The sequence below is a fragment of the Streptomyces sp. NPDC059897 genome, from assembly GCF_042730865.1.
Lineage (GTDB): Bacteria > Actinomycetota > Actinomycetes > Streptomycetales > Streptomycetaceae > Streptomyces.
Map to the genome: position 1 here is coordinate 226,006 of NZ_JBHWKQ010000002.1, position 23,269 is coordinate 249,274.

25 protein-coding genes and 2 riboswitches are annotated in these 23,269 nt (G+C 71.2%); of the genes, 8 read left to right on the top strand and 17 right to left on the bottom strand.

The features are described 5' to 3' along the window. The first annotated feature begins 14 nt into the window (after positions 1 to 14). The gene (locus ACFV9W_RS03740) at positions 15 to 551 is read left to right on the top strand and encodes a TetR/AcrR family transcriptional regulator (RefSeq protein ID WP_385755251.1); all 537 of its coding nucleotides are present in this window, start codon (positions 15 to 17) and stop codon (positions 549 to 551) included. Here ACFV9W_RS03740 and ACFV9W_RS03745 read toward each other — a convergent pair. Then, positions 538 to 1,470 (bottom strand): DMT family transporter, encoded by a 933-nt coding sequence (locus tag ACFV9W_RS03745; protein ID WP_385755253.1) that lies wholly within the window; start codon positions 1,468 to 1,470, stop codon positions 538 to 540. The two genes, ACFV9W_RS03740 and ACFV9W_RS03745, sit on opposite strands and share 14 nt — an antisense overlap. Before the next feature lie 82 nt (positions 1,471 to 1,552). On the opposite strand from ACFV9W_RS03745, the gene ACFV9W_RS03750 reads away from it, so the two are divergent. After that, entirely contained in the window at positions 1,553 to 2,062 is a 510-nt protein-coding gene (locus tag ACFV9W_RS03750) for a MarR family winged helix-turn-helix transcriptional regulator (RefSeq protein WP_385755254.1), read from the top strand. A gap of 4 nt (positions 2,063 to 2,066) precedes the next feature. Here ACFV9W_RS03750 and ACFV9W_RS03755 read toward each other — a convergent pair whose 3' ends face one another. From ACFV9W_RS03755 to ACFV9W_RS03765, 3 genes are all read right to left on the bottom strand, one after another. Beyond that, a complete protein-coding gene (locus tag ACFV9W_RS03755) occupies positions 2,067 to 3,425 on the bottom strand; it encodes an MFS transporter (protein ID WP_385755256.1) in 1,359 nt (452 codons plus the stop codon). 135 nt (positions 3,426 to 3,560) lie between these two features. Continuing rightward, positions 3,561 to 4,019 carry an RpiB/LacA/LacB family sugar-phosphate isomerase gene (locus ACFV9W_RS03760; protein WP_385755258.1) on the bottom strand — a complete coding sequence of 153 codons (459 nt, stop codon included), beginning with the start codon at positions 4,017 to 4,019 and terminating at the stop codon, positions 3,561 to 3,563. Between the two features lie 50 nt (positions 4,020 to 4,069). After that, the gene (locus ACFV9W_RS03765) at positions 4,070 to 5,065 is read right to left on the bottom strand and encodes a LacI family DNA-binding transcriptional regulator (RefSeq protein WP_385755260.1); all 996 of its coding nucleotides are present in this window, start codon (positions 5,063 to 5,065) and stop codon (positions 4,070 to 4,072) included. Positions 5,066 to 5,214: 149 nt separating this feature from the next. On the opposite strand from ACFV9W_RS03765, the gene ACFV9W_RS03770 reads away from it, so the two are divergent. After that, entirely contained in the window at positions 5,215 to 6,177 is a 963-nt protein-coding gene (locus ACFV9W_RS03770) for a linear amide C-N hydrolase (protein WP_385755261.1), read from the top strand. Positions 6,178 to 6,281: 104 nt separating this feature from the next. On the opposite strand, the gene ACFV9W_RS03775 is transcribed toward ACFV9W_RS03770, so the two are convergent. The 7 genes from ACFV9W_RS03775 to ACFV9W_RS03805 all read right to left on the bottom strand — a co-directional run bounded on the left by ACFV9W_RS03775 (position 6,282) and on the right by ACFV9W_RS03805 (position 13,976). Beyond that, the gene (locus ACFV9W_RS03775; RefSeq protein WP_385755262.1) at positions 6,282 to 8,027 is read right to left on the bottom strand and encodes a CocE/NonD family hydrolase; all 1,746 of its coding nucleotides are present in this window, start codon (positions 8,025 to 8,027) and stop codon (positions 6,282 to 6,284) included. Then, positions 8,024 to 8,998, bottom strand: coding sequence for an MBL fold metallo-hydrolase (locus tag ACFV9W_RS03780; RefSeq protein WP_385755263.1), 975 nt, complete (start codon positions 8,996 to 8,998; stop codon positions 8,024 to 8,026). Before ACFV9W_RS03780 ends, ACFV9W_RS03775 begins: the two co-directional genes overlap by 4 nt. A gap of 8 nt (positions 8,999 to 9,006) precedes the next feature. Further along, a complete protein-coding gene (locus ACFV9W_RS03785; protein WP_385755264.1) occupies positions 9,007 to 9,933 on the bottom strand; it encodes an alpha/beta hydrolase in 927 nt (308 codons plus the stop codon). A 5-nt stretch (positions 9,934 to 9,938) separates the two neighbouring features. Further along, positions 9,939 to 11,120 carry an FAD-dependent oxidoreductase gene (locus ACFV9W_RS03790; RefSeq protein WP_385755265.1) on the bottom strand — a complete coding sequence of 394 codons (1,182 nt, stop codon included), beginning with the start codon at positions 11,118 to 11,120 and terminating at the stop codon, positions 9,939 to 9,941. Between the two features lie 33 nt (positions 11,121 to 11,153). After that, entirely contained in the window at positions 11,154 to 12,116 is a 963-nt protein-coding gene (locus tag ACFV9W_RS03795) for a phosphotriesterase (protein ID WP_385755266.1), read from the bottom strand. 62 nt (positions 12,117 to 12,178) lie between these two features. Next, entirely contained in the window at positions 12,179 to 13,153 is a 975-nt protein-coding gene (locus ACFV9W_RS03800) for a phosphotriesterase (RefSeq protein WP_385755267.1), read from the bottom strand. A gap of 214 nt (positions 13,154 to 13,367) precedes the next feature. Next, entirely contained in the window at positions 13,368 to 13,976 is a 609-nt protein-coding gene (locus ACFV9W_RS03805; protein WP_385755268.1) for a TetR/AcrR family transcriptional regulator, read from the bottom strand. A 182-nt stretch (positions 13,977 to 14,158) separates the two neighbouring features. On the opposite strand from ACFV9W_RS03805, the gene ACFV9W_RS03810 reads away from it, so the two are divergent. Both ACFV9W_RS03810 and ACFV9W_RS03815 read left to right on the top strand, forming a co-directional pair. Continuing rightward, complete coding sequence (locus ACFV9W_RS03810) at positions 14,159 to 15,061, top strand: haloacid dehalogenase type II (RefSeq protein ID WP_385755270.1); 903 nt, start codon at positions 14,159 to 14,161, stop codon at positions 15,059 to 15,061. Continuing rightward, complete coding sequence (locus ACFV9W_RS03815) at positions 15,022 to 15,264, top strand: hypothetical protein (RefSeq protein WP_385755272.1); 243 nt, start codon at positions 15,022 to 15,024, stop codon at positions 15,262 to 15,264. The genes ACFV9W_RS03810 and ACFV9W_RS03815 overlap by 40 nt, the downstream gene beginning before the upstream one ends. Positions 15,265 to 15,306: 42 nt before the next feature. On the opposite strand, the gene ACFV9W_RS03820 is transcribed toward ACFV9W_RS03815, so the two are convergent. The 6 genes from ACFV9W_RS03820 to ACFV9W_RS03845 all read right to left on the bottom strand — a co-directional run bounded on the left by ACFV9W_RS03820 (position 15,307) and on the right by ACFV9W_RS03845 (position 19,974). Next, positions 15,307 to 15,978, bottom strand: coding sequence for an amidohydrolase family protein (locus tag ACFV9W_RS03820; RefSeq protein ID WP_385755274.1), 672 nt, complete (start codon positions 15,976 to 15,978; stop codon positions 15,307 to 15,309). After that, positions 15,975 to 16,202: a hypothetical protein gene (locus tag ACFV9W_RS03825; protein WP_385755276.1), complete on the bottom strand. Its 228-nt coding sequence runs from the start codon at positions 16,200 to 16,202 to the stop codon at positions 15,975 to 15,977. Before ACFV9W_RS03825 ends, ACFV9W_RS03820 begins: the two co-directional genes overlap by 4 nt. 107 nt (positions 16,203 to 16,309) lie before the next feature. Further along, a complete protein-coding gene (locus tag ACFV9W_RS03830; RefSeq protein ID WP_385755278.1) occupies positions 16,310 to 16,999 on the bottom strand; it encodes a (2Fe-2S)-binding protein in 690 nt (229 codons plus the stop codon). Then, positions 16,996 to 17,382, bottom strand: coding sequence for a (2Fe-2S) ferredoxin domain-containing protein (locus ACFV9W_RS03835; RefSeq protein WP_385755280.1), 387 nt, complete (start codon positions 17,380 to 17,382; stop codon positions 16,996 to 16,998). The genes ACFV9W_RS03830 and ACFV9W_RS03835 overlap by 4 nt, the downstream gene beginning before the upstream one ends. Positions 17,383 to 17,443: 61 nt before the next feature. Further along, a riboswitch (cobalamin riboswitch) is annotated at positions 17,444 to 17,566 on the bottom strand. 99 nt (positions 17,567 to 17,665) lie between these two features. Next, entirely contained in the window at positions 17,666 to 19,087 is a 1,422-nt protein-coding gene (locus ACFV9W_RS03840; RefSeq protein ID WP_385755522.1) for a PepSY-associated TM helix domain-containing protein, read from the bottom strand. Positions 19,088 to 19,272: 185 nt separating this feature from the next. Beyond that, positions 19,273 to 19,974 carry a hypothetical protein gene (locus tag ACFV9W_RS03845; protein WP_385755281.1) on the bottom strand — a complete coding sequence of 234 codons (702 nt, stop codon included), beginning with the start codon at positions 19,972 to 19,974 and terminating at the stop codon, positions 19,273 to 19,275. Between the two features lie 71 nt (positions 19,975 to 20,045). Continuing rightward, a riboswitch (cobalamin riboswitch) is annotated at positions 20,046 to 20,188 on the top strand. A gap of 29 nt (positions 20,189 to 20,217) precedes the next feature. Here ACFV9W_RS03845 and ACFV9W_RS03850 point away from each other — a divergent pair. Genes ACFV9W_RS03850 through ACFV9W_RS03860 form a run of 3 tightly spaced genes read left to right on the top strand, consistent with a single transcriptional unit; the run spans position 20,218 to position 23,188 of the window. Then, positions 20,218 to 21,294 carry an ABC transporter substrate-binding protein gene (locus ACFV9W_RS03850; protein ID WP_385755282.1) on the top strand — a complete coding sequence of 359 codons (1,077 nt, stop codon included), beginning with the start codon at positions 20,218 to 20,220 and terminating at the stop codon, positions 21,292 to 21,294. Next, on the top strand, positions 21,291 to 22,400 hold the full coding sequence (locus ACFV9W_RS03855; protein ID WP_385755284.1) for a FecCD family ABC transporter permease: 1,110 nt from the start codon (positions 21,291 to 21,293) through the stop codon (positions 22,398 to 22,400). Before ACFV9W_RS03850 ends, ACFV9W_RS03855 begins: the two co-directional genes overlap by 4 nt. Then, positions 22,397 to 23,188, top strand: coding sequence for an ABC transporter ATP-binding protein (locus ACFV9W_RS03860; protein ID WP_385755286.1), 792 nt, complete (start codon positions 22,397 to 22,399; stop codon positions 23,186 to 23,188). Before ACFV9W_RS03855 ends, ACFV9W_RS03860 begins: the two co-directional genes overlap by 4 nt. Positions 23,189 to 23,269 lie beyond the last annotated feature (81 nt).

The following is a 23,269-nucleotide window of genomic DNA, read 5'->3' on the forward strand; positions in this document are numbered from 1 at the left end:
ATGGTCATTCTTTTATGCCGAAGGTCAGCCAGGCCCACCTCGACGCCCGCCGTCAGCAGATCGTCGACGCCGCCCGCGCCCGCTTCGCCGAGGCCGGCTTCGCGCGGACGTCCATGCCCGACATCGTCCGCGCCTCCGGGCTCTCCACCGGGGCGATCTACCGGTACTTCAAGAGCAAGGACGAGATCGTCGCCGCCATCTGCGAAGAGTCGGGCCAGGCGCTCCCCGGGGCGCTGACCGCCGAGGCCGTACGCGACTTCCTTGAGCACATTCGCACCCTGGCCCGCGAGGAAGGGCACGCCAGGCTGGTCGCCCAGATCTACGCCGAGGCCGCGGTTTCGGCCAGCCTTGCCGCACTCGTCGATCGCCAGCTCGGTGAACTGCGCGCGACGGTGGCCGCGTTGCTGCCCGACCGCGAGCCCGCGCACGCGGACCGGATCGCGGAGGCCTTCGTCGCCGTCTGCCAGGGCTACAGCCAGCAGCTCGCGGTGCGGGGCGACGTCGACCCGGCGCCGTTCGCGGCGGCTCTGGTCGCGATCACCGAGTCGTAGCGGAGGAGTTGGCGCGACTCGCTTCCGGTTGGGCCGTCACCGCCGCGCCATCGGGCACACGCCCTCCACTCCTCGACGCGGTGGGTCGCCCCAGTGCGATGCCGAGCAGGACCAGGGCCATGCCCGCCGCCTGTCGCACGGTCAGCGCCTCTCCCCCGAGTACGACGCCGAGGGCCACTCCGGTGAGCGGGTTGAGCAGGCCGATGAGGCCTACCGTGGCGGCCGGCAGGTGGCGCAGACCGGTGAACCAGGCGACGAACGCGAGCGCCGTGGCGATCACCGCCGTGTAGGCGAGGGCCGCCGCGCCGTGTGCCGTGAACGATGGAGGTCCGCCCTCGAAGGCCACGGCGACGACGAGCAACAGCACTCCCCCGAAGGTGAGTTGCCAGGCCGTACTGGCCAGGACTCCCGCCTCGTTGCCCCAGCGCTTGGAGAGGGCGTAACCGACCGAGGACGTGGCGAGGGCTCCCGCCGACGCGAGCAGGCCGGGGACGCTGGGCGCGCCGGCCTGCCCGGCCAGCATCAGCACCACACCGCCCAAGCCGATCGCGGCTCCGGCCAGCGGCGCCGCTCGTGGCCGTTCGGACAGCAGCGCCCACGCGCTGAGCATCAGGGCGGCCGGTGACAGCGCCATCAGCGTCGAGGCGGTCGCGGTGGTCAGCAGGTGGGCGGCGATATAGACGAGCAGGAAGAACGCGCTGGTGTTGAGCAGCCCGAGCACGGCGGACCGCCACCACCAGGCGCCCCGCGGGAGCTTGCGGGACAGGCCCAGCAGCAGAAGACCGGCGGGCAGGGCCCGCAGTGCGGCGCCCCACCAGGGGCTGCCGGCCGGGAGGTACTCGTGGGTGACGAAGTAGTTGGCGCCCCAGGCCACCGGGGCGAGCGCCGCGACGGCACCCCACCGGTACATAGTTTCCATGGAAGGTAATATAACTTCCATGGAAGATACTCCGTCCAGTAGGCGAGATGTTCCGTCCAGTGCGGACAGGGACCACCCGGACATGGACCACGTAGCCCGCATCCAGGCCGCCTGGCGGCAGGAGCGCCCCGACCTCGACGTCGCGCCGCAGGGTGTCATCGGCCGGCTGCACCGGATCGCGACGCTGCTCACGCAGGAGTTGTGCACGGTCTACGGCCGGTACGACCTCAGCGAGGGCGAGTTCGACGTGCTGGCCGCGCTGCGCCGCGCGGGCGCCCCCTTCGAGCGCGCCCCCGGCGAGCTGGCCGCACACACCATGGTCACCACCGGCGCCATCTCGAAGCGCATCGACCGCCTGGAGCGGGCGGGCCTGGTCGCGCGGCGCCGGGCCACGGGCGATGGACGCGGCCGGGTCGTCGCGCTCACCGCCGCGGGCCGCACCCTCTTCGACCGCGCCTTCACCGACCACATCCGCAACGAGCACCGGCTCCTCGCCGCACTGCCACCGTCCGAGGCCGCGGCACTGGAACACCTCCTGACCTCGTGGCTCGCGCAACTGGAGTCACCCGCGCCGGGTCCGGGGCCGGGGTGATGACTCAGCGCGTCGCCGCGGCCCCAGCGGCAGGCGCCGCCCGGAGTTCCTCGTCGACGAGGCCGCGTACGCGCTCGCGTTCCGCACGCCCCCAGGTCTCCTTGGTGACCAGGATGCCGACGAGGCCGATCACCGCCGCGCCGAGGTAGAGCAGCGCGGCCCCCGGCCAGCCGAAGGCACCCACCAGAGCGGCGGCGAGCAGAGGCGCGAAGCCACCGATGGCCGCCGCGATCTGGTAGCCGAGCGAGGCACCCGACGTACGCGTCGCGGTGCGGAACTGTTCGGTGAGCAGGGACCCCTGGGTGCCGGTGAGCGACGCGTGGATGAGGCCGATGCCGATGATGAACACCGCGACGACCAGGGCGGGTTGGGCGGAGTTGGTGAGCAGGTACATGGGGAACGCGAAGAGGATGGCCGCCACGCACCCGGCGATGTAGATGGGTCGGCGTCCGATGCGGTCGGTGAGCACGCCGGCCAGGAACGTGACACCGATGGCGAGGACACTGGCGACGGTGATGGCGCCCAGGGCGACGGGCCGCAGGTCGGGGTGGTGGTCGGTGATGTAGCTGAGCAGGTACGTCGCGGTGGAGTAGTACGCGAAGGACTCGACGACGCGCAGCGCGATGACCCGCAGGATGCCTCGCCAGTCCCCCGCCAGCGTCGCCAGGAACGGGTTCCGCTCCGTCCTGCCACCGGCCTTGGCCTCCTGGAACTCCGGCGACTCGGACAGCCGCGAACGCACGATCAGCGCGGCGACCACAAGGACCGCACTCACCAGGAACGGGGTCCGCCACTGCCAGCTCCCCTCCAGCGTGGCACTCCAGGCGAACACACCACTGGCCAGGGCGATGCCCAGCGGGTTGCCTGACTGGGGTATCGCGGCGAACATGCCGCGCCGGTGCCAGGGCGCGTGCTCGTACGCCATGGTGATCGCCCCGCCCCATTCGGCGCCGAACGCGAGGCCCTGGATCATGCGGATCACGGTCAGCAGGATCGGGGCGAGCACGCCCACCTGCCCGTACGTGGGGAGCGCGCCGATGAGGAAGGTGGCCGCACCCATCACGATCATCGCCGCTACGAGGACGGGCTTGCGGCCGAACCTGTCGGCGAAGTAGCCGCCGACGGCGCCGCCGAGCGGGCGCATGACGAAGCCGACCGCGAGCGTGGCGAAGGAGAGCAGTGTGCCGACGAAGCGGTCGCTGTCGGGGAAGAAGACGGCGCCGAAGTAGAGGGCGGAGGCGGTGCCGTAGGCGATGAAGTCGTAGTTCTCGACGCTGGTGCCGAAGGCGGCGGCGATGGCGGTTTTGACGCGGTCCTTGGAGCCGAGCACGCTCGGCCGTCCGGCGGGTGTGCGGGTGGACATGGGGATCTCCTGCGGGTTCGGGGCACGTGCGGGTACGCCGAGGGGACGCGCGGCGCGGTGTGTGCGCGGGCGTGGGGAGAGGGGCGTCAGTGCGGGAGGAGAAGGTGGGAGAAGGGGAAGGTGCGGCGGGGTGTGTCAGGCGGTGGTGGGTGTCAGGGTGTCGAGGGCGTTGAGCTTCGCGACGCGGCGGCGGGTGTCCGCGTCGTCGTCGAAGGTGGCACCCAGGAACTCGCGGACGATGTCGGGCACGAGCGCGTGCGGGACGAGCCAGGCACCCATGGCGATGGCGTTGGCGTCGTCGTGCTCGACGGACTGGTGGGCGGAGTACGGCTCGTGGGCGAGACCGCAGCGGATGCCGGGGAGCTTGTTGGCGGCCATCACGGCGCCCTGCCCGGTGCCGCACACGAGCACGGCGCGTTCCGCGACACCGGAGAGTACGGGCTCGCAGGTGTCGCGGGTGATGTCGGGGAAGTCGACCGGCTCGGCGGTGTGCGTGCCGCAGTCCACGACCTCGTGGCCGAGCGCCTCGATGGCCTGCCGGACGGTGTCCTTGAGTGCGAAACCGGCGTGGTCCGCGCCGAGGGCGACCCTCATGTGTTGTCCTTCCTTACGCATACCCGGTGGCTCAACTGCCGCATGGGTGTTCACTGTTGGGGCTTGCGCGCTCGGTCGACGAAGGTCGTGGGGACGCGCCGGCCGGTGGCCGCGCGCCCTGCGATGAGGTCCACGACCCCGCGCACGCCGAGCCGTCCGATCTCGGCGGCGTCCTGGCGGACCGCGCTGATGGGCGGCGAGGCGAACTCGAACCAGTCGAGGTCGTCGACGGACACCACCTCGACGCGGGCGGCCTGTTCGGTCCCGAGCCGCTCGCGCAGCGCACGTACGGCGCCGAGCGTGGTCGGACCGTTCGCGCCGAAGACCGCGGTGAACGGGACGCCGCGGTCGAGAATCCGATGCATGGCCTTGGCGGCCCCCTCGGCGAGGAAGTCACCGGCGTCCAGGAGCGCTTCGTCGGTGCTGATGCCGTGCCCCTCGCGACCGGCGAGGTAGGCGGCGCGGCGTTCGGCGCCGGTGGAGATGGTGTCGGGGCCCCCGATGAAGGCGACGTCGCGATGCCCGCGCCGCCGCAGCCAGTCGAGCACCTGGCCGACACCCTGGGCGTTGTCCGTCCCGTACATCGGCGCGTCAAGGCCGTCGATGGTGCGGTTGAGGAAGACGAGCGGGAGGCCTGAGGCGACGGTGGCGGCGAGCTGCGGCGAGACGGTGCTCTGCGGCGCGAACAGCAGTCCGTCGATGCGCTGCGAGGCGAAGGTCTGGAGGTAGGCGTCCGCCTGGTCGGCGTCCTCGTTGGCGTTGGCCAGCAGGACGGTGTAGCCGTGCCGGCGGGCCTCCTGCTCGGCGGCGTGCGCCAGCTCAGAGAAGAACGGGTTGCGGATGTCCGAGACGAGCAACCCCAACACATCGGTCCGTGCGCGGCGCAGCGCACGGGCGGGCCCGTTGGCGACGTAGCCCAGCTCGGCGGCGGCCGCGAGCACCCGCCGCCGCGAGTCGGCCGAGGTCTGACTGCTCCCGCTGAGCACGCGCGACGCGGTCCCGAGCGCGACTCCGGCGCGCGCGGCGACGTCCTTGATGGTGGCCATCCGCCGACCCACCTCCTTGTGGATGTCGATTCACGGAAACGATGGAAACGTTTCCATAGCCTGGATGACTTTAAGATCGCACATGGGCGACGCCCTGGGCAAGGGTTTGACAGGTCGCGCGACCGATGGGCGCGGGGCAAGCTGACACCATGTGTACGCGTGTGATCTGGACACCACAGGGCTTCCCGGTTCTGGCCGGGCGGAACATGGACTGGAAGTTCGACCTGCACACCAGCTTGTGGGTCACCCCGCGCGGCGTCGAGCGCTCCGGCGCGCCCGCCGACATCAGGCCGCTGACCTGGACGAGCCGTTACGGAAGCGTGGTGGCCACCGCCTACGACCAGGCGGTCTGCGACGGCATGAACGAGAAGGGCCTCGCCGCCCATCTGCTGTGGCTGGTCGAGTCGGACTACGGTGAGCGCGACCCGTCGGCCGCGGCCCTGGAGCAGTCCATGTGGGGGCAGTTCGTCCTCGACCGGTTCGCCACGGTCGCCCAGCTCGTCGACTTCCTCGCCGCGCACCCCGTGCAGATCCTCGCCCAGTCCATGCGGAACACGAAGGGTGCCACCACACACCTCGCGGTCGAGGATCCGACCGGCGACTCGGCCATCGTGGAGATCCTCGACGGCGTGCCGCGCGTCCACCACGGCCCCGAACACACCGTGCTCACCAACTCACCTCCATATGAGGAGCAGTTGACGAACCTTCAGCAGTACGACGGCTTCGGCGGCACCGCCCCGCTGCCGGGCACGACCCGGGCCGCCGACCGCTTCGTGCGGGCCCGTTACTACCGCGATCACCTGCCCGCGCCGACGAGCGACGAGCACGCGTACGCGGCGCTGCTGAGCGTCCTGCGCAACACCGCCGAGCCGTTCGGGGTGCCGGCCACGGACGAGCCGAACATCTCACAGACGATCTGGTCGACCCTCGCCGACCTCACGAACCGTGTGTACGCGTTCGCGTCCTCGTATCGCACGGACATCTTCTGGACGGACCTGACACGTCTGGACCTCACACGCACGCGGCGTCTCGATCTGTCAGAAGCGGCGTTGAGCGGTGACGTGACGGGGCGGTACTCACCGGCCGGGCCGTTTGCGTACGCGGGTGACTGAGCCTCCCTCCCGTCGCGGCCTGCGCGCACCTGCACCGCCCCCCACTGGAATGGTCACGCGACGCCATAGCGGCCTCGCGGGGCACTCGAACCGCTGAACGAGTCCTACTCGCCGGCCGTCCTCGTGAACGGCAGCACCAGCCGTGACCGGTGCCCCGCATCCCGGTACACCTTGTGCGTGACAGGGCGCCCCACCGGCAGGTGGAACGCGTCCGGCGGCAGCAGCGCGTTGTGCTCGTCGGCCAGGGGTTCATTGTTGGAGAGTTCCGCGGTCAGGCGGTGGCCCGGCAGGAAAGTCGCCGCGAAGGGGTAGATCCGCAGGACGTACTCCTCGATGCGGCCCGGTTCGACGGGTAGCGCCCGCGTGTGGGGGTGGTGCGGGTCGCCCCCGGTGGAGCGGGACGTGTCGAGTTCGCGGTGGGAGGCCTTGAGGTAGGCCGTGGTGATGAGTTGCCGTTTGCCGGTCGGTGCCTCGTCCCACAGGCGCAGGATGAAGTTCGTGTCGGGCTGGTCGATCTCGACGAAGAGGTGGGCCGCGCCCTGGCCGATCATCTCGGTGGGTTCGGTGAAGGGGGCGGTGCTCCAGCTGAGGATCTCCACCTTGTCCGTCACCGTGAGGGGTGCCTGGTAGAAGCCGTCGGGGGCGGCGTGTTCGGCGCCCATCGGCTCGGGCTCGTAGGAGAGTTGGCGGCGCGGGCGGAGGTACAGCGAGCGGTGTGTCACGTCCTTCGGGGGCCACTGTGCGGCCCTGACCGTCTCGCGGGAGCCCTCCACATGGACGGTGACGGCCGGCTCGTCCATGACCCCGTTGTCGATGCCCTTGAGCCAGTACTCGTACCAGCGGAACATCTTGTCGTGTTCCTCGACGAACGGGCGTGACTGCATGGGCGGGTAGGGGCCGATGTCGAGCTTCTTGGGGCCGCGCAGTGTGTCGTAGAGCGCGATGGTGCCGTCCATCGTCCAGCCGCGGCCCTGGTCGATCTGGAGCCAGACGGGGATGTCGATGCTCGGGGCGAGGGTGATCGGATTGCGTTCCTCGTACCAGTCGCCGTCGACCTCGTTCATGACGATGTCGAACCACGCCTCGTGATTCTTGGGGTAGTTGAGGACGTGGACGAGGTTCGGCCAGGCCGAGACGTCCGGGTCCCGGAGGCGCTCCGCCACCCGCTTCCTGATCTCCTCCGGCGTGTACGTCTCCAGCATGCGCGACTTGACGCCGTCGGTGAACGCCCAACCGGAGTCGCCGCCCCGGCCCTCGCGGGCGGCGCGCGGCATGAGCCACATGATGCCGCCGTGGTACGTCGTCTCGTAGAAGTCGTAATGGCCGCCGCTGACGAAGATCGCCTTGAGGCTCGGCGGGCGTTCGGCCGCCGCCAGGACCTGCATGGAGCCGAAGTACGAGATGCCGATCATGCCGACGTTGCCGTCGCACCACGGCTGGGCGGCGACCCACTCGATGAAGTCGTACGCGTCCTGGCCCAGGGGGACGCCGCCGGCGTTGTAGTTGCCGATGTGCGTGCCTTCGGAGGCGCCCGATCCGCGCAGGTCGCCGATGACATGGACGTAGCCCTCCCCGACCACGCGCGCGATGTCGCCCGCCTCGACGCAGCCGTCCCACATCGGGCTGGGGCGGCGCTGCGGGGGCGTGGTGAGGGCGAGGGCCTGGAGTTCCTTGCCGTAGGGGCTCAGGGCCACGAGGGCGGGGCGTGGTGTGTCGTCCGCGGCGCGGGCGTAGGTGTCCGCCGCCAGCGTGACGCCGTCGCGCATCGGTACCCGGAGGTCCTTGCGGACGGCGATGGTGTGCTCGCCCGCCTGAATGGTGGTGCGGTGGTGGTCCTGTTGGTCGGTCATGGCTGCGTGCTCCTGTGTGACGCGCCCTCACCGGGCACGCTGCCGCCACGCGTGCGGTAGGCGTGCATCGAGGTGAAGAACGGCGAGGGTTCGAGCGTGGGGTCGCCGGTGTAGCCGAGTTCGTGGGCGGCCGCGGCGAACGGGGAGTACGGAGAGTCCGTGGGCGCAAGGCCGGAGGCCAGGCAGCGGCAGGCGGCCCCGGCCACCTGCGATTCGGCCGCGAGGCTCTCGTCGATGGCCTCCCTGGCCCGCGCCTCGTCGAGTTCGACGCCGTAAGGGGTGCCGTCGGCCCGGCGGTAGGGGTGCCCCAGGTAGAGGCGCCGCGGGCGGACCTCGTCGCGCAGGTGTCTCAGGCCTGCGCGGTACGCGGACGGGTCGGTGTAGCCGGGGAAGCCGTTGGCGGCGCCGTGGACCTGGACGGCGTCGCCGACGAACGCCGCGCACTGCCCGTCGACCACGTAGGCGACCGAACCCGGGGTGTGGCCCGGGAGCGCGTGCACGGACACGGTGACATCGCCGCCGAGGGAGAGTGTCTCGCCGCCCTTGACGAGCACGGTGGGTTCCAACTCCCCCGAGATGACGGCCTTCGTGGCCGCCGCCACCTTGGCCTCGCCCTCGGGGTCGTGCAGGTAGCGGCCGCGCCCGGCGCGGTATTCGTCGACGTGCGCCTGCCGGGAGCGGAGCATCGGGGCGTCGGCCTCGTGGATCACCACCTGCGCCCGGCGGCCGGTCAGTTCCCACAGGGCGTGCGCGCCGCCGACGTGGTCGATGTGACCGTGTGTCAGCAGGATCCAGCGGACGTCCTCGATACGGCGCCCGATGGCCTCCAGGGCGGGGGCCATGCCCTCGGCGGGCGAGGTGGAGATGCCGGTGTCGACGATCGCGGGTTCGGGTGCGTCGACGTAGAAGCTGTAGAGACCGAAGCGGCCCCAGGGCGAGAACAGGGGGTGGACGGTGACGTCGTGGGTCATGGCGGCCCTCAGCGTCCGGCCAGGAAGTCGCGGGTCTCCGTGAAGACCCGGTGGTACTCGGGAATCCACGAGAAGTGCTGGACGAAGCCGTGACCCGCGCCCGCGTACCGGCTCACGGTCGTCGCCGCCACTCCGGCCTCGCGCAGGCGGCGGCCGTACAGCTCGCCCTCGTCGCGCAGGGGGTCGAACTCGGCGGTGACGACGAGGGCCGGCGGCAGTCCGCTCAGGTCCTCGCGCTTGATGGGAGACACCAGCGGGTCGGCCGGGTCGGCGCCGCTGTCGACGTAGAAGGCGTTGAACGGCTTGAGCCCGGCGGTCTCCAGGCCGTAGCCGACCGCGTTCTCGCGGAGCGAGGCGTAGCGCTCCTCGTCGAAGCCCAGGTCGAGGGAGGGGTAGTAGAGGATCTGGTGGGTGATCCGGTCGAAGCCCTCGTCGTGCGCCCGGGCCGCGACGGCCGCGGCGAAGGTGCCTCCGGAGCTGTCGCCGGCGACGGCGAGGGTCGTGCCGTCCCAGCCCAGCGACTCGCCCTGGTCGGCGGCCCAACGGGTCACCGCCCAGCAGTCGTCGAGGCCGGCGGGGAAGGCGGACTCCGGCGCCCGCCGGAAGCCCACCGAGACGACCTTGAGGCCGGTCTCCTTCGCCAGCGAGCGTGCGACGTGGTCGTGGGTCTCCAGGCTGCCGAGGAAGAACGCTCCACCGTGGAAGTAGACGAGCAGGCCGTGACGGTCGGCATCGGTGGGTGTGTAGACGCGTACCGGGACGTCACCGGTCGTGGTGTGTGCGGTGACGTCCTCCACCGCGTGCAGCGGCAGGCGTTCGGCGACTGGAGGTACGTGGGACTCCTCGTCGGCGCGCATCGCCGCCGGGTCCAAGGGGCCCTCGGGTACGGGCGGGAGGGTTGCCAGGAACTTGGCTATCTCGGGGTGCAGCGGCATGGTGGTCACTCCTTCGTGGTGGCGGGCGTCGGCTGCTGGCCGGGGAAGACCTCGTCGATCCCGTCCTCGGCCCAGCCCTGCCGCGAGATGGCCTGCAGCTTGTCGGTGACCGGTTTGCGGGTGGCCTGGAACAGGGCCAGGGCCTCCGGTACGGAGTCCGCGCCGCGCAGGGCGTCGGCGAGCGCTCCGGCGTCCTCGATGGCCGAGTTGGCGCCCTGGCCCTGGTGGTGCAGCATCGAGTGCGCGGCGTCGCCGATGAGCACGACGGAGTCCGAGTGCCAGGCGTCGACCGGGTCGATGTCGTAGACGGCGCGGATGTTCACGCTGTACATGTCGAGGCCGCGCGTGATGTCCACGAGGCGCTCGTCGAAGCCCTCGACCGTGCGCAGCAGGTCCTCCTTGGTGACCTGTGGCGTCCATGTGCCGTCCGGGCACAGGGCGGTGATGTCGAAGGACACCTGGTCGCGGTGGCGCAGCGGCAGCAGGTAGACCTTCGTGCCGCGGCCGATGTACATGCGCAGGTTGTCGTCGGTGACCATGCCGCGGGCGTCGGTCACCGGGATGACGGCGCGGTAGGCGTGCTCGCCGGAGAACACCGGGTCCTTGTCGCTGAACAGCCGTTGTCGCACGACCGACTTGATGCCGTCGGCGCCGACGACGAGGTCCGCCTCCGCGGTGGTGCCGTCGGCGAAGGTGAGGAGGGAGCGGGCCCCCTTGTCCTCGATGCGTTCGAGCCGGTGGCCGAGGCGCACCATGCCCTCGGGCAGCGCGTCGAGCAGTGCCTCGATGAAGTCGCCGCGGTGGATGAGGTGTGTATGGGTCTGCGCGCCGTCGGCGGGCCAGGTCTCCTTCATGATGGGTTCGCCGGTGGGCGTGAGGATCTCGAAGTACTCGCTGGGCGAGCTGACGCGGGCGATCGCGTCGAAGATCCCCCACTCGCGGAACCGGTTCATGGTGACGGGGCGCAGCCCGATGCCGGCGCCGACCTCGCGGATCCGGCTCGCCTGTTCGTACACGGTGACGTCCGCGCCGAGCAGGCTCAGCGCCTTGGCCGCGGCGGCGCCGCCGTAGCCCGCTCCGACGACGGCGATCTTGAGTTCTTTCAGGTCCTGCATGGGCTTCAGGTCCTGCATGGGCTTCAGGTCCTGCATGGGCTTCAGGTCTTGCACGGGATTCAGGTCCTGCATGGGCTGGGGTCTCTCCTGCTTCTGGAGGGAGGTTCAGGAAGTCGGCTGGACGGCCAGGAAGTCGGCCGGGTTGTCGACGAAGACCGTCCGGATGGCGGCCTCGTCGAGTCCGGCGGCGCGCAGGTCCGGGATCAGCTCGTCGAACAGGTAGTTGACGGTGTGTCCCTTGACGCCGGGCCAGCCCAGCGGGGAGCAGTTGGCGTCGGCGGAGGCAAGGACCCGGCCGATGCGGCGGCCTCCGTCGACGAACCGCAGGAAGTGGTCCAGGCGCTCCTTGCGGGGGCGGGCCCAGAACGGCGGGTCGGGCAGCTCGGTCTCGTAGCCGAAGGTGTCGAACCCGATGCGGCCGCCCTGCTCGGCGATCCAGGTGTCGCGGGTCCTGTCGGCGTTCACTCCGTCGTCGACGTGCCCGAACAGGACGCGGTCCAGCGGGAGTTGCTCCTCGTTGAAGATCGCTACGGCGTTCTCGGCGTCGATGGCCAGGTGGGTGAGGATCGGCACGCCGGTGGTGAGCGCGGCGCGGGCGGCGGCGCGGTAGATGCGCTTGTCGAGGTCGGTCATGCGGCCGCCGCGGCTGACACCGACCTTGATGACACCGGCGAGGCTGCCGGTCTCACCGATGCCGACGGTGATCTCGTGGACGAACTGCCGTGCCAGGTAGTCGACTTCGGCGCGGGCGAAGTGCGGCAGGGCGGTGTCGCCGCCGACGAAGCCGGTGCAGGCGACGATGTGGACTCCGGTCTTCGCGGAGAGCGACTTGTAGTAGTCGATGTCGCGGCCGTTGCAGATGCCGGTCGCGTCGACGAAGGTGCCGCCGCCCAGTTCGTGGAAGCGACGCAGCTTGGGGACGGTCTCCTCGTAGCGCCGCTCGGGCGTCTGCCACCACTGCGTGTCCAGTTCGGATCCTGGCATGCCGTAGCCGATGTGTTCGTGGACGGCCACGAACCCCAGCTCCTCGACGGGGATCGGCCCCAGGACGGTGTTCACTCGCGACACAACGCTCACCTTCGGAAGGTCTTTTGACGGATGGTTGGGGGCGCGCCGGGCGTGCCGGGCGTTCAGCGCACCGCGAGCAGATCGCGCGGGTTGACCTCGAGGATGCGCCGTACGTCGCCGTCGTCGATGCCGTGCGCGCGCAGCAGCGGCACGAAGGCGGTCAGCAGGTGGCTGTACGGCAGATCGTTGCCGAGGTGCCCCTTGGCCACCCCGGTCGCGCCGACGGAGAGCAGGATCCGGTCGGCGTGTCCGGCGCGCACGAGGCCGGCGACCAGGGCGGCGCGCTCGGCGTCGGTCACATGCTCGTCGTCCTCGGTGCCGACGTGGTCGAGGAGGACGTGGGCCCCGCGGGCGGCGATCTTCGCGGGTGCGCCGACGGCGACGGCGCCCTTGCGGTCGAGGCCGCCGACGGCCACGCGGTCGGCCGGGAGCTGCTCGTCGAGGACGAGGTCGAGTTCTGCTGCGGCGTCGGCGCCGTGCCGGAAGGAGACGGCGGTGCCGGTGGCGAGGGCGGCGCGGGCGGCGCCGCGCAGCAGGCTCTCGTCGGTGGCGGTCATGCCCGCACGGGTGACGGCGGTGGTGACGAGGCCGGCCGGTCCGCGGCGCTCGACGCGCGGGACGACCATGCCCTCGGTGATCTCCCGGGCGAAGAGGTCGGCGAACTTGTCGGCCGGCCAGGGTGTCGGCGGATCGGCCTGCGGGGTGAGGAAGTAGCCGCCGAGCAGTTCCTCCGGGCCCTGGCCGGTCGAGGCGACGATGTGGACGCCGGTGGCGCGGGACAGGGACTCGTAGAGCCGCAGGTCGCGGCCGTGGAACATGCCGGTGCTGTCGACGAGGGTGCCGCCGCCGTGGGAGCGGAACTCGCGCAGCCCGGCGGCGAGCGTCTCGAAGATCTCGGCGCGGTCGAGGGTGATGTCGAAGGCGTGCTCGGCGCCCGGGAGCACCGAGAGCAGTGCCTCGTGGACGGAGACGACGCCCAGTTCGTCGGCCGGCACCGGTCCCAGGACGGTGTTCACGGTGGTGCTGTTCACGCTCATGCCTGCCTCACGTGTCCGGTGCGGGTGCGGTGGTGCGCCCCGTGGATGCCGTCACGCTAGCGATTCGCTTTACAGCGCGTCAAGGAAACAAACGCCATGAAAAATAACTGGTCAGAGCGTTGCGCGAGAGCCGGTCATGTGAGCAAAGAAGGCTCCTGCGAGGCCGTGGAGGACCTCGGAGGAGCCTTGAACGAGGGCGGTGCGGGGGGGGTGGTCAGGTCAGCAGGCGTACCCAGCTGGCGCTCAGCTCGTCGAGCAGTTGCTCGCGGCTGAGCTTCCAGTCGGCGCTGCCCCAGTGCTGGGCGACGTAGTCCAGCTCGGCCATCGCCAGCACCCCCTTGAAGCGGCGCTGGTGGGGCTCGAAGCGGCCGGCCCGCGCCAGGCCGTCCTCAATGTCGCTGATGGCCTCTTCCATCCACCGGTCGACGAGGTCGCGCAGCTCCGGATCGACCGCCGCGGCGTCCCGGCCGACGCGGATGATCGGCCGGATCTCGGGCCAGCTGTCGGCGGTGCGCCGCAGCCACGCGCCGATTCCCGCCGCCGTGCCGTCGGCCACGGTGGCGACGAGGTCCTGCGCCGTGGAGCCGTGCTCCGGGGAACGGACGCGCTGGAGTGCCTCGTTGAGCCGCTCGTCGATGAGCGCCTTCATCAGATCGGTCCGGGAGGGGAAGTACGCGTAGAACGTCACGCGGGTGGTGCCCGCGGCGGTCGCGATCTCGTCGACCTTGGTGGCGGCGTAGCCCTTCGTCGTGAACAGCTCGAGCCCGGACTCCAGCAGGAGGCGGCGCGTCATCTGCTTCTGCGCCTGTCGAAGGTTCGCCATGCCGGGAATCCTAACGTCACGCCGCGCACCGGCCCTCCGGGACGTCCCCCGAGGTCAGCGGGATGGGCGTGAACATCGACGGCTCCTCCTGATGTCTTTACCGCGCCTGCCCCCGGAGAGCATCATGATCCTTCGTGCCGCCGCGCGTGGCCGTCCGCGCCGCCTACGAAAGGTCGATGTCAGTGGATGGGCGAACCCAACAGGTCGAGGCCGTGCTGTTCGACACCTTCGGCACGGTCGTCGACTGGCGGACCGGAGTCGCGACCGCCGTCGACGACTTCGCCTCGCGCCACGGCCTGGACCTCGACGGGACGGCGTTCGCCATGCGCTGGCGGGAGCTCTACCAGCCGGCCATGGAACCCGTACGCACGGGCGAGCGGGACTTCACGCCGCTCGACGTTCTCCACGCGGAGAACCTGCGGATCGTGCTCGCCGAGCACGGAGTTGACCCCGCCGCCTTCGACGAGGCCGAGCTGAGGTGGCTCAACGAGGCGTGGCACCGGCTGCCCGCCTGGCCGGATTCGGCACCCGGCCTGGCACGACTCGCCCGCAGCGTCACGGTCGGCGCGCTGTCGAACGGCAATCTCGCGCTCCTGTCCCGCCTGGCCAAGCATGCGGGCCTCCCCTGGGACGTGATCGTCGCCTCTGACGTCACCCACGCGTACAAACCGCAGCGGCAGGCCTACGAGCGGGCGGCCTCGTTCCTGGGGCTGCGCACCGAACAGGTCATGCTCGCCGCGGCACACAACGACGATCTGCGGGCCGCCCGGGACGCGGGCCTGCGGACCGCGTTCATCCCGCGGCCACCGAGTACGGGCCCACGCAGGCGAAGGACCTGGCACCCGATGCGGACTGGGACGTGGTCGCGGGAGATCTGGTCCAGTTGGCGACGCTCGTCGGCCACCGGCCCTGGACCGCGGACCGGCACCTCGCACCGCCTGCGGTGTGAACTTCAGTTCCCACCGCAACTGCACGCAGCTCGTAGGATGCCGGGGTGCCAAGACCGATACCGACCAGCCGTCGCGCGTGGATCGTCACGTGGGCGGTGGTGTGCGCCGCCGGGCTCGCCGCCACGTACGGGTTGAACAGCTCCTCGGAGCCCGACCCGCAGCCCGAGAAGCCGGTCAGTGCCCAGTGCGCCGAGCTGGTCGCCTCCATCGAGAAGCAGTTGGCGAAGAACGAGCGGGACGGCAAGAAGGACGGAGTGGTGGCGTTCTCGCGCATCCGGAACGCCGCCGACGACGATTGCAGCGACGCCCTCCACGACCACTTCGGCGGCGAGCGGTGACCCGCCGCGTCTGGCTCACCGCACTGGCGGCTCTGGTCGTTCTCACCACCGGTGCTGCCATCGCCGTGCTTGCCACACCAGAATCGGATCCGCAGCCCACGCCCACCCGCGTGTACTCCTCCTGTCTGGCGGCCGACACCCGGCCACTGGCCAAGGGCGAAGACCCGTGCGCGGGGAACTGAACAACTCACCCTCTCCTACTGCGTGTTGACGCCCGCCTCGTACCGCCTGCCCGCCGCGATCACCGTCTCGACCGACCGCAGCGATGCCGTCCGCGCCGTGCGCGTGGGCGGCGACCGGCAGTCCGGCGCGGTGGGCCTCGTCGACGAGCGCCGCCAGCTCCTCCTCGGAGAACTGGGACTCCCAGCTCGCGGCACCGCCCTTGGTGAGCCCGCCGCCGGTCGCCATCACCTTGATGACTCGGGCGCCGGACTCGGCGTTGCCCCGCACCAGCCGACGGACTTCGTCCGGACCCGAGACCTCACCGCCGAGGAACCAGCAGTGGCCACCGGGCGGAGTGACAGGTGTCGTCGCGGGGACGAGCCGCGGCCCGACGGCCGAACCCTGCTCGATGTCCTGCGCGAGTCGCACCGCCAGGCCGTTGCGGTCGCCGAGGTCGCGGGCCGTCGTGACGCCGACGGCCAGTAGCTGCCGCGCCCGAACCGCCATCGCCGCGAACAGCGCCTCGTCGTCCTGTTCCTGGAGCGTGGTCACGGGGTCCGGTCCGCGTCGAAGCAGAGGTGCACGTGGGCGTCGATCAGGCCCGGGAGGACCGTCCCGGCCGGGAAGTCGAGCCGAGGTTCGTCGGGCCGCGCCTGGCGCTCGACCTCTTCGCGCGGGCCGACGGCGGCGAGGACGCCCTCGCGTACGAGGACCGACCCGTCGGCGACAACGTGACGATCAGGTCCGGCCAGGACACGCGCTGCGGTGATCAACATGAATCGCGGCTCTCTCTTGCATGCGAAGAACGTCAAGAACGTCGGCTGTCGCAACGCAGGACATCAGAAAGAGCGGCGGGTTCCTGGTTGTACGCGCCAACTCGCCCTCACCGTGTTCTCGTCCCCACCAGACAGCAGTCTCCGCACTTGCCGCCGCTGGGGGCCCGGTAGAAGAGGCAGCAGCTGCGGCGGCGAAACGCGAGCCCCGGTCCGGTGATCCGGCCCGTCCCCCGCAGCCTGCCCACCTCCAGCAACTCCCGCGTCAGAAAGGTGATTTCAGTCCTCAAGTCCGGGCGGATCCTCAGCAGTTGCGCCGCCGATCCGACAAGTGCCGAGGCGGAGTTGCCGGCCAGCAGGCGTGGTGCCACCTTGGTGGTGAGGCCGCTCTCGACCCGTTCCAGCATGTGGTCGACCTCCGTGTACACGGCGTCGGCGAGGGCCGGAAGTTCCGGTGCGCGGCGTCCCTCGGGGCCGGGCAGGCGGAGGGCCGAGCCCTCCCCGGACCATTCCACCGCGCTCATGGTCGGCACGATCCCGTGGACGAGCGCGCAGGCGAGGACCGGGGACCAGAGGCGTGCCGCGAGGCCCAGGTGCGCGATGGAGGCGCCGATGCGGGGTTCGGTGGCGGTGTCGTAGTGGTCGTTGACCGCCCGGGCGCGTTCGGCGAGGCCCGCGTGGGCGAGCTGCCTGCCGGGCGAACGCCGCGCCGGAGTCGTGTCGAGGGCGAAGAAGCCGCCGAGTCGCGCTGCCACGTCGTGCAGCGCCTCGGCGACCTGTTCGGACGGCACCGCGGTCATGAGACCCGGGCCCGGCGCGGTGGGTTGATCACGTAGAACTCCAGGATCTCGGGGCACGGTGCCACTCCCGGCCCGCCCGCCCGTACCCAGTCCGCGATGTCCTCGGTGGCGTCACGGTCGTTGACCAGGCCAAGCCACACCGGCCGCGCTCCGGCCGCCCGTCCGGCGGCGGAGGGCTGTACGACGATGACGTTGGCCTGTTCGCAGACGTCGAGGCACTCGGAGATCCGCAACGGGGCGATCTCCCGCAGCCGCGCCGTCTGCGCCGCGTGATCGCCGTTGACCTTGACGGTGCCGCAGCAGCAGTCGCGGCACACGACGAGGCGGCACGGAACCGCCCGGTCCGTCGCGGGTTCCGGGGCTTCGGCGAGCCTTTCGGGCATGGCGCATCCTCCCTCTGGCCGGGGAGTTCCGCCCCGGATCGCTTCGAGGGGGCGACGGCGTGAGTCTCCTGGCTCTCGGGTCCGCGCTCGTCCCGGCCTTCCCACCCTCGCGGGGCAGTGGTCTTCCGGGATCCGCTCGCCGATCACAGTGGCGGTACCGCACCGGATTCGCACCGGTTTCCTCGGGCCGCCGTCGCCCGTGTTCCTGGCCATCATGTCATCCGGCCCTCGCCCCTGGTGCCGGAGCACCGGCACCAGGGGCGAGGGCGTTCACCGGCCTACATCAAGCGGCCGGCGTATAGGTGCGCTTGCCCCGCCGGTACGCGATCTCGCCGAGCACGATGTCGCACAGCAGGAACGCCGCGAGCGGCAGGCCGAGCAGCGGCACGAAGTAGCCGAGCAGGGCGATCACCACCAGCGCCGGCACCACGACATACGGCGGCACCTGCTGCCAGGCACCGCGCGGAACCGGCCGCCCGAAGGCGGAACCGCGCCCGCGCTGCCACCACATCCGGTACCCCCACACGATGAGGAGCACCACCGCCAGGGCGAGGGCCGCCAGGGCGATCTGATTGACGAGGCCGAACAGGTTGCCGGTGTGCAGGTCGATGCCCCAGCGGGACAGCTTGGCGAGCACCGGGTAGTCGGCGAACCGCACGACGTCCGTGACCTGCCCGCTCGCCGGGTCGACGGCGACGGCGTCCTGCTTCTCCGGCCAACTCCGCTGGATCTGTTGGACGACGTACGCCGAGGAGTCGTCGGCGGGCGGCACGATCTCCACCGGGTTCGAGAGGCCTTCGCCGCGGGCCGCCTCCAGCACCGCGTTGAGGCCGACGCCGGCGTCCCCTGCCGGAGTGCCCGACCCGCCCATGTTGTGCCCCGCGTGTTCACCGCCGGAGGCCGGGGCGGCGGATGCGGAGACGGCAGGCGTCGTCTGGCCGAGCGCGGCACGCAGGTCGGTGATGCTCGCACCGGCGTACGTCGACCAGGTCAGGCCCGTAGCGGACAGGAAGAAGAGCCCGAGCGCCGCCCAGACACCCACCGAACCGTGCAGCGAGAGGGTGCGCCTGCGGCCGGACGTCCCTCGGATCGCCCGACGTGCGCGACGCCGACTGAACCAGAGGACGAGTCCGCCGCCCGCGATCACCCACATCCAGCTGGCCGCGAACTCGCTGTAGAGACGGCCCACTTGGCCGAGGTGGAGGTCGCGGTGGAGCTCGTCGATCCAGGTGCGCAGGGGCAGCGCGCCGGTCGATCCGTACTGTTCGAGGGCGCCACGGACCTCGCCGTTGTACGGGTTCACGAACACCGCGAGCGTGTGCTCGGCGTCGACACCCGCGACGCCGGAGAGCATGACGCGTGTCGTCGCCCCGGCCTCGGGAGACGGCCGCACCGCGCTGATGTCCCCTTCGGGGTGGGCCTTGCGGGCGGCGGCGACCTGATCGGCGATGGGCAGCTCGGACTTACCCACGGGGACGTTCAGCTCATGGGCGTACACGATCTTCTCGGCCTGGAACGAGCCCGCGTAGAGCAGTCCCGTGACCGCGGCGACGAACAGGAATGGGGCGACGAACACCCCTGCGTAGAAGTGCAGTCGGAGCACCAGCGGGCGAAGCGATGCCCACGGCGACCGGTCGGTGGGCGGCGCTTGCCGGGTCTCTTCTGCTGGGCGGGAGGCAGAGGTGTCTGACGTCTCGGAGGTGATGGACAACGTGGTCCTCCAGTTTCGGGCAGCACGGAGTCCGGGCGCGGGCCCCGCCTCTCGACGGCGGCCCTGGGCACATCCGGATCCGGTGCGTGGCAAGGGGACTCGGCCGTGCGGGCCCGTCCGGGGCGTGCGCACGGCCGACGCCCGAGGGTGCGGCGCAGCCTCGGGTGAACCGGCTGTCGTCAGGCGACAGCGTTCCCTGCGGGTGGGCCCCTGGAGGTGATGGGGTGCGCGAGGAGGAGTTCGCGCGGTGTACGGGCGGGCCGGGTGCGGCGGACGTGGATGCGCGGCCGGTGCGGCGGAACCGGAAGGCGGAACGGGAGCGTCAGCGGCGCGACGATCCGGTCGACGACGCACCGCGCGAGGCGGAACGCGGCCTGCTCGCCGTACGCGAGCCAGAGCCCGCTCAGCACGGCGGCCAGCAGGTGGGCCATCAGCATGCCGGTGGGAGACATGCCGCTCACGTCGTGACCGGCATGCGCCATTTCGTGCATGCCGCCCATCGCATCGGGCGGCATGGCACCCATGGGCATGCCGCCCATGGCATCCGTCGGTTCCATGGGCGCGCGGCACAGCACATGGTCCAGCCACTGCCCGGCGACGGAACCGCCTGAAGCCGCCGGGTGCGCGACGACCTGCGCCCACGAGAAGAAGAGGTGCAGCACCGCCTGCGCCGCCACCGCCAGGCCCACGACCGGCAGGATTCCGCGCTCGCGACCCGCGGGCACACACGCCGCTCCACCGGTGATCGCGAATCCGGCGGCCAGCGCCCACCACGGCACGGTGTCACCGGACATGAGCGTGTGCGCGATGGCCGTGAGCAGCACGCAGACGGCCGCGAACATCGCGGCCCGTCCAGCGCGAGCGTTCCGGCGTGTGGTCATGGCCGCCCCATCTTGGCATCCCCGCCACCGTGATCACCGGCAGGTTCGCAACCCCGCGTGCGCAGCGTGGAAGGCACGTAGGATCGCCGGGTCATCACCGCGACGGGTGACAGGAAGCCGGTGCGAATCCGGCACGGTCCCGCCACTGTGACCGGGCGGCGCGCGTCAGCGCGGCCCGGGAGTCAGGTCACTGGCCCGTCGCGGGCTCATTCCGAGGAGCGCGGACTCCGTAGGAGGCTTCACGTGTACGACGGTCCGTACCGTCCCCATGACCTTCCCCTCTCCCATGTACGGAGACTCACCCGTGTGCGACGGCGGCGCTTCGTCGTGCGTGTCACGGCTGCCCTCGCCGCACTGTCGGCGACAGTACTCACCGCCGCCTGCGGCCCGTCCGGACCGGATCCCGCAGGCGCCGACGGCCGCCCGCGGTCGTCGGCCGCCGAGGGATTCCCCGTCACCATCGACAACTGCGGCGTCAGGACGACGTACGACAGGCCGCCGTCCCGCGCGGTGACCATCCATCAGCATCCCGCCGAACTCCTGCTCTCCCTCGGCCTGAAGGACCGCATGGTCGGCACGGCGTTCCCCGACTCCGCCGTCCTGCCGAGCCTGCGCAAGGACTACGCGTCGGTGCCCGAACTCGCCGCGAAGGCGCCCTCGTTCGAGAAGGTCCTCGAAGCCGAACCCGACTTCGTCTACGGCGGCTACTCCAGCGCGTTCGACGAGAAGGAGGGCCGCTCGCGCAAGGCGCTCGCCGACGCGGGCATCGACACGTACCTCAACCGCGAGTACTGCGGCGAGAAGAACGTGACGATGCGGGACACCTACGCCGAGATACGCACCATCGGCAAGATCTTCGGGGTCTCCGACCGTGCCGACGCGCTCGTCTCCGACCTCCGCCGACGGGTGGAGAAGGCGAGCGCCGCCGTCCGGGGCAGGCCGGACGTCCCCGTGTTCGTGTACGACAGCGGCGACAAGTCCGCCTTCACCGCGGGCGGCAAGGGCCTGGGCACGCAGCTGATCGACCAGGCGGGCGGCCGCAATGTGTTCGCCGATCTGGACGACGTGTTCGGTGATGTCTCCTGGGAGCAGGTCGTCGACCGCAGGCCGGAGGTCATCGCGATCTACGACTACGCGGGCGACAAGAGCGTCGAGCAGAAGAAGCGGTACCTGCTGGCGCAGCCCGCGCTCGCCGACGTACCCGCCATCAAGCACAAGCGGTTCGTGGTGCTGCCGTTGACCGCGACGCTGGTCGGGGTCCGGTCGGCGTACGCGGTGGAGGGTCTTGCGCGCGGGCTGCACCCGGAGAGCTTCAAGTGACGGCGCCCGCGGTGGCCGACGAGCGGACACCGGGCGGGGCGCGGGAACGACACATCGGCCAGAGGGTGCGGCTCACCGCCACTCTGGTCGTGCTCGCCGCGCTGCTTTTCGTCTCGCTCACGGCCGGACTCGCCATCGGCTCGGTGCACGTACCGGCCGGCCAGGTGTGGGGCATCGTGACGCACGCGCTGGGCTTCGATGGGTGGGGTGAGGCGGACTGGTCGCGGGCGCGGGAGACGATCGTGCTCGACGTGCGGGCGCCGCGCGTCCTGCTCGGGGCCATGACCGGCGCCGGTCTCGCGGTCGTCGGCACGGCACTTCAGGCCCTGGTGCGCAATCCGCTCGCCGAGCCGTACCTCCTCGGTGTCTCGTCCGGCGCCTCGCTCGGCGCGGTCGCGGTCCTCGTGTTCGGGGTCGGCGTGTTCGGCGCGATGTCACTGTCGGCGGCGGCGTTCGCGGGCGCGCTCGGCGCGCTGGTCCTCGTCTACGCCACCGCGCGCACCGGCGGCCGCATCACGTCCGGCCGCCTGATCCTGTCGGGGGTGGCGGTCGCGTCGATCCTCAGCGCGCTGCTCAACCTGCTGCTGCTCACCACGGACCGCGGCAACGAGGCACGTACGGTGCTCGCCTGGACGCTCGGCGGTCTGGGCGGGGTGTCCTGGAACTCGCTGTGGCTGCCGGGACTCGGCCTGCTCCTCGGGATCGGCGTCCTCATGGTGCAGGCGCCGAACCTGAACCTGCTGCTGGCGGGCGAGGAGGCGGCCACGACGATGGGCCTGGACGTGGCCCGTTTCCGCGCCCGAATGTTCGTGCTGGTCTCGCTCGTCACCGGTGTGCTGGTCGCGGCGGCCGGGCCGATCGGTTTCGTCGGCCTGATGCTGCCGCACATCGTGCGTCTGCTCGTCGGCGGCGACCACCGGCGCGTGCTGCCGACGGCGGCCCTGGGAGGTGCGGTGTTCCTCGTGTGGGCGGACATCGCGGCGCGGACGGTCGCCGCGCCGATGGAGATCCCGGTCGGTGTGCTCACTGCGCTGTGCGGCGGCCCGTTCTTCCTGTGGCTGATGCGGCGGGACGCGCGGCGCCAGAACGCGGGAGGTGCCGGATGACACCCGCCGACCTTCACGTCGAGAACGTCACCGTCACGGCGGGCGCACGACGACTGGTCGACGACGTCTCGCTGACCGCCCGCCCCGGCGAGACCATCGGCCTCGTCGGGCCCAACGGCAGCGGCAAGTCCACACTGCTGCGGGCCGTGTACCGCGTGCTGCGCCCGGACGCGGGGACCGTGCGCGTGGACGGCGCCGACGCGTGGTCACTGCCGGTGCGCAGGCTGGCCCGCACGGTGGCCGCCGTCGTGCAGGACGCGGGGGCGGACGTGGAGTTGACGGTGAGAGAGGTCGTCGCGATGGGGCGGGCCCCGCACAAGCGCCTGTTGGCGGGCGACACGGCGGAGGACGCCGCACTGATCGAGGCGGCACTGGCCTCCGTCGACGCCGTCGACCTCGCCGACCGGTCCTTCGCCCACCTCTCCGGCGGCGAACGCCAGCGCGTCCTCATCGCCCGCGCCCTGGCCCAGCAACCCTCCCTCCTCGTCCTCGACGAACCCACCAACCACCTCGACATCCGCCACCAGCTGGAGATCCTCTCGGCGCTGCGCCGGCTGCCCGCGACGGTCCTGGTGGCCCTCCACGACCTCAATCTGGCCGCCCACTACTGCGACCGTCTGTACGTCCTGCGGGAAGGGTCGGTCGTCGCGTCGGGCCCACCGCACGAGGTGCTCACCCCGCGGCTCCTCGCCGAGGTCTACGAGGTGAACGCCGAGGTCACCGTCCACCCGCGGACGCGGCGGCCACAGGTGACGTATCTGCCGGAGGAGGAGGGGAGCTTCAACTAGCTTCGATGCCTTCTGGTGGCTTCCGGTGGCTTCCGGTCGGGCGGCGCGTGCGATGCGGGAATCCGGGTGGCTGCCGGTGGC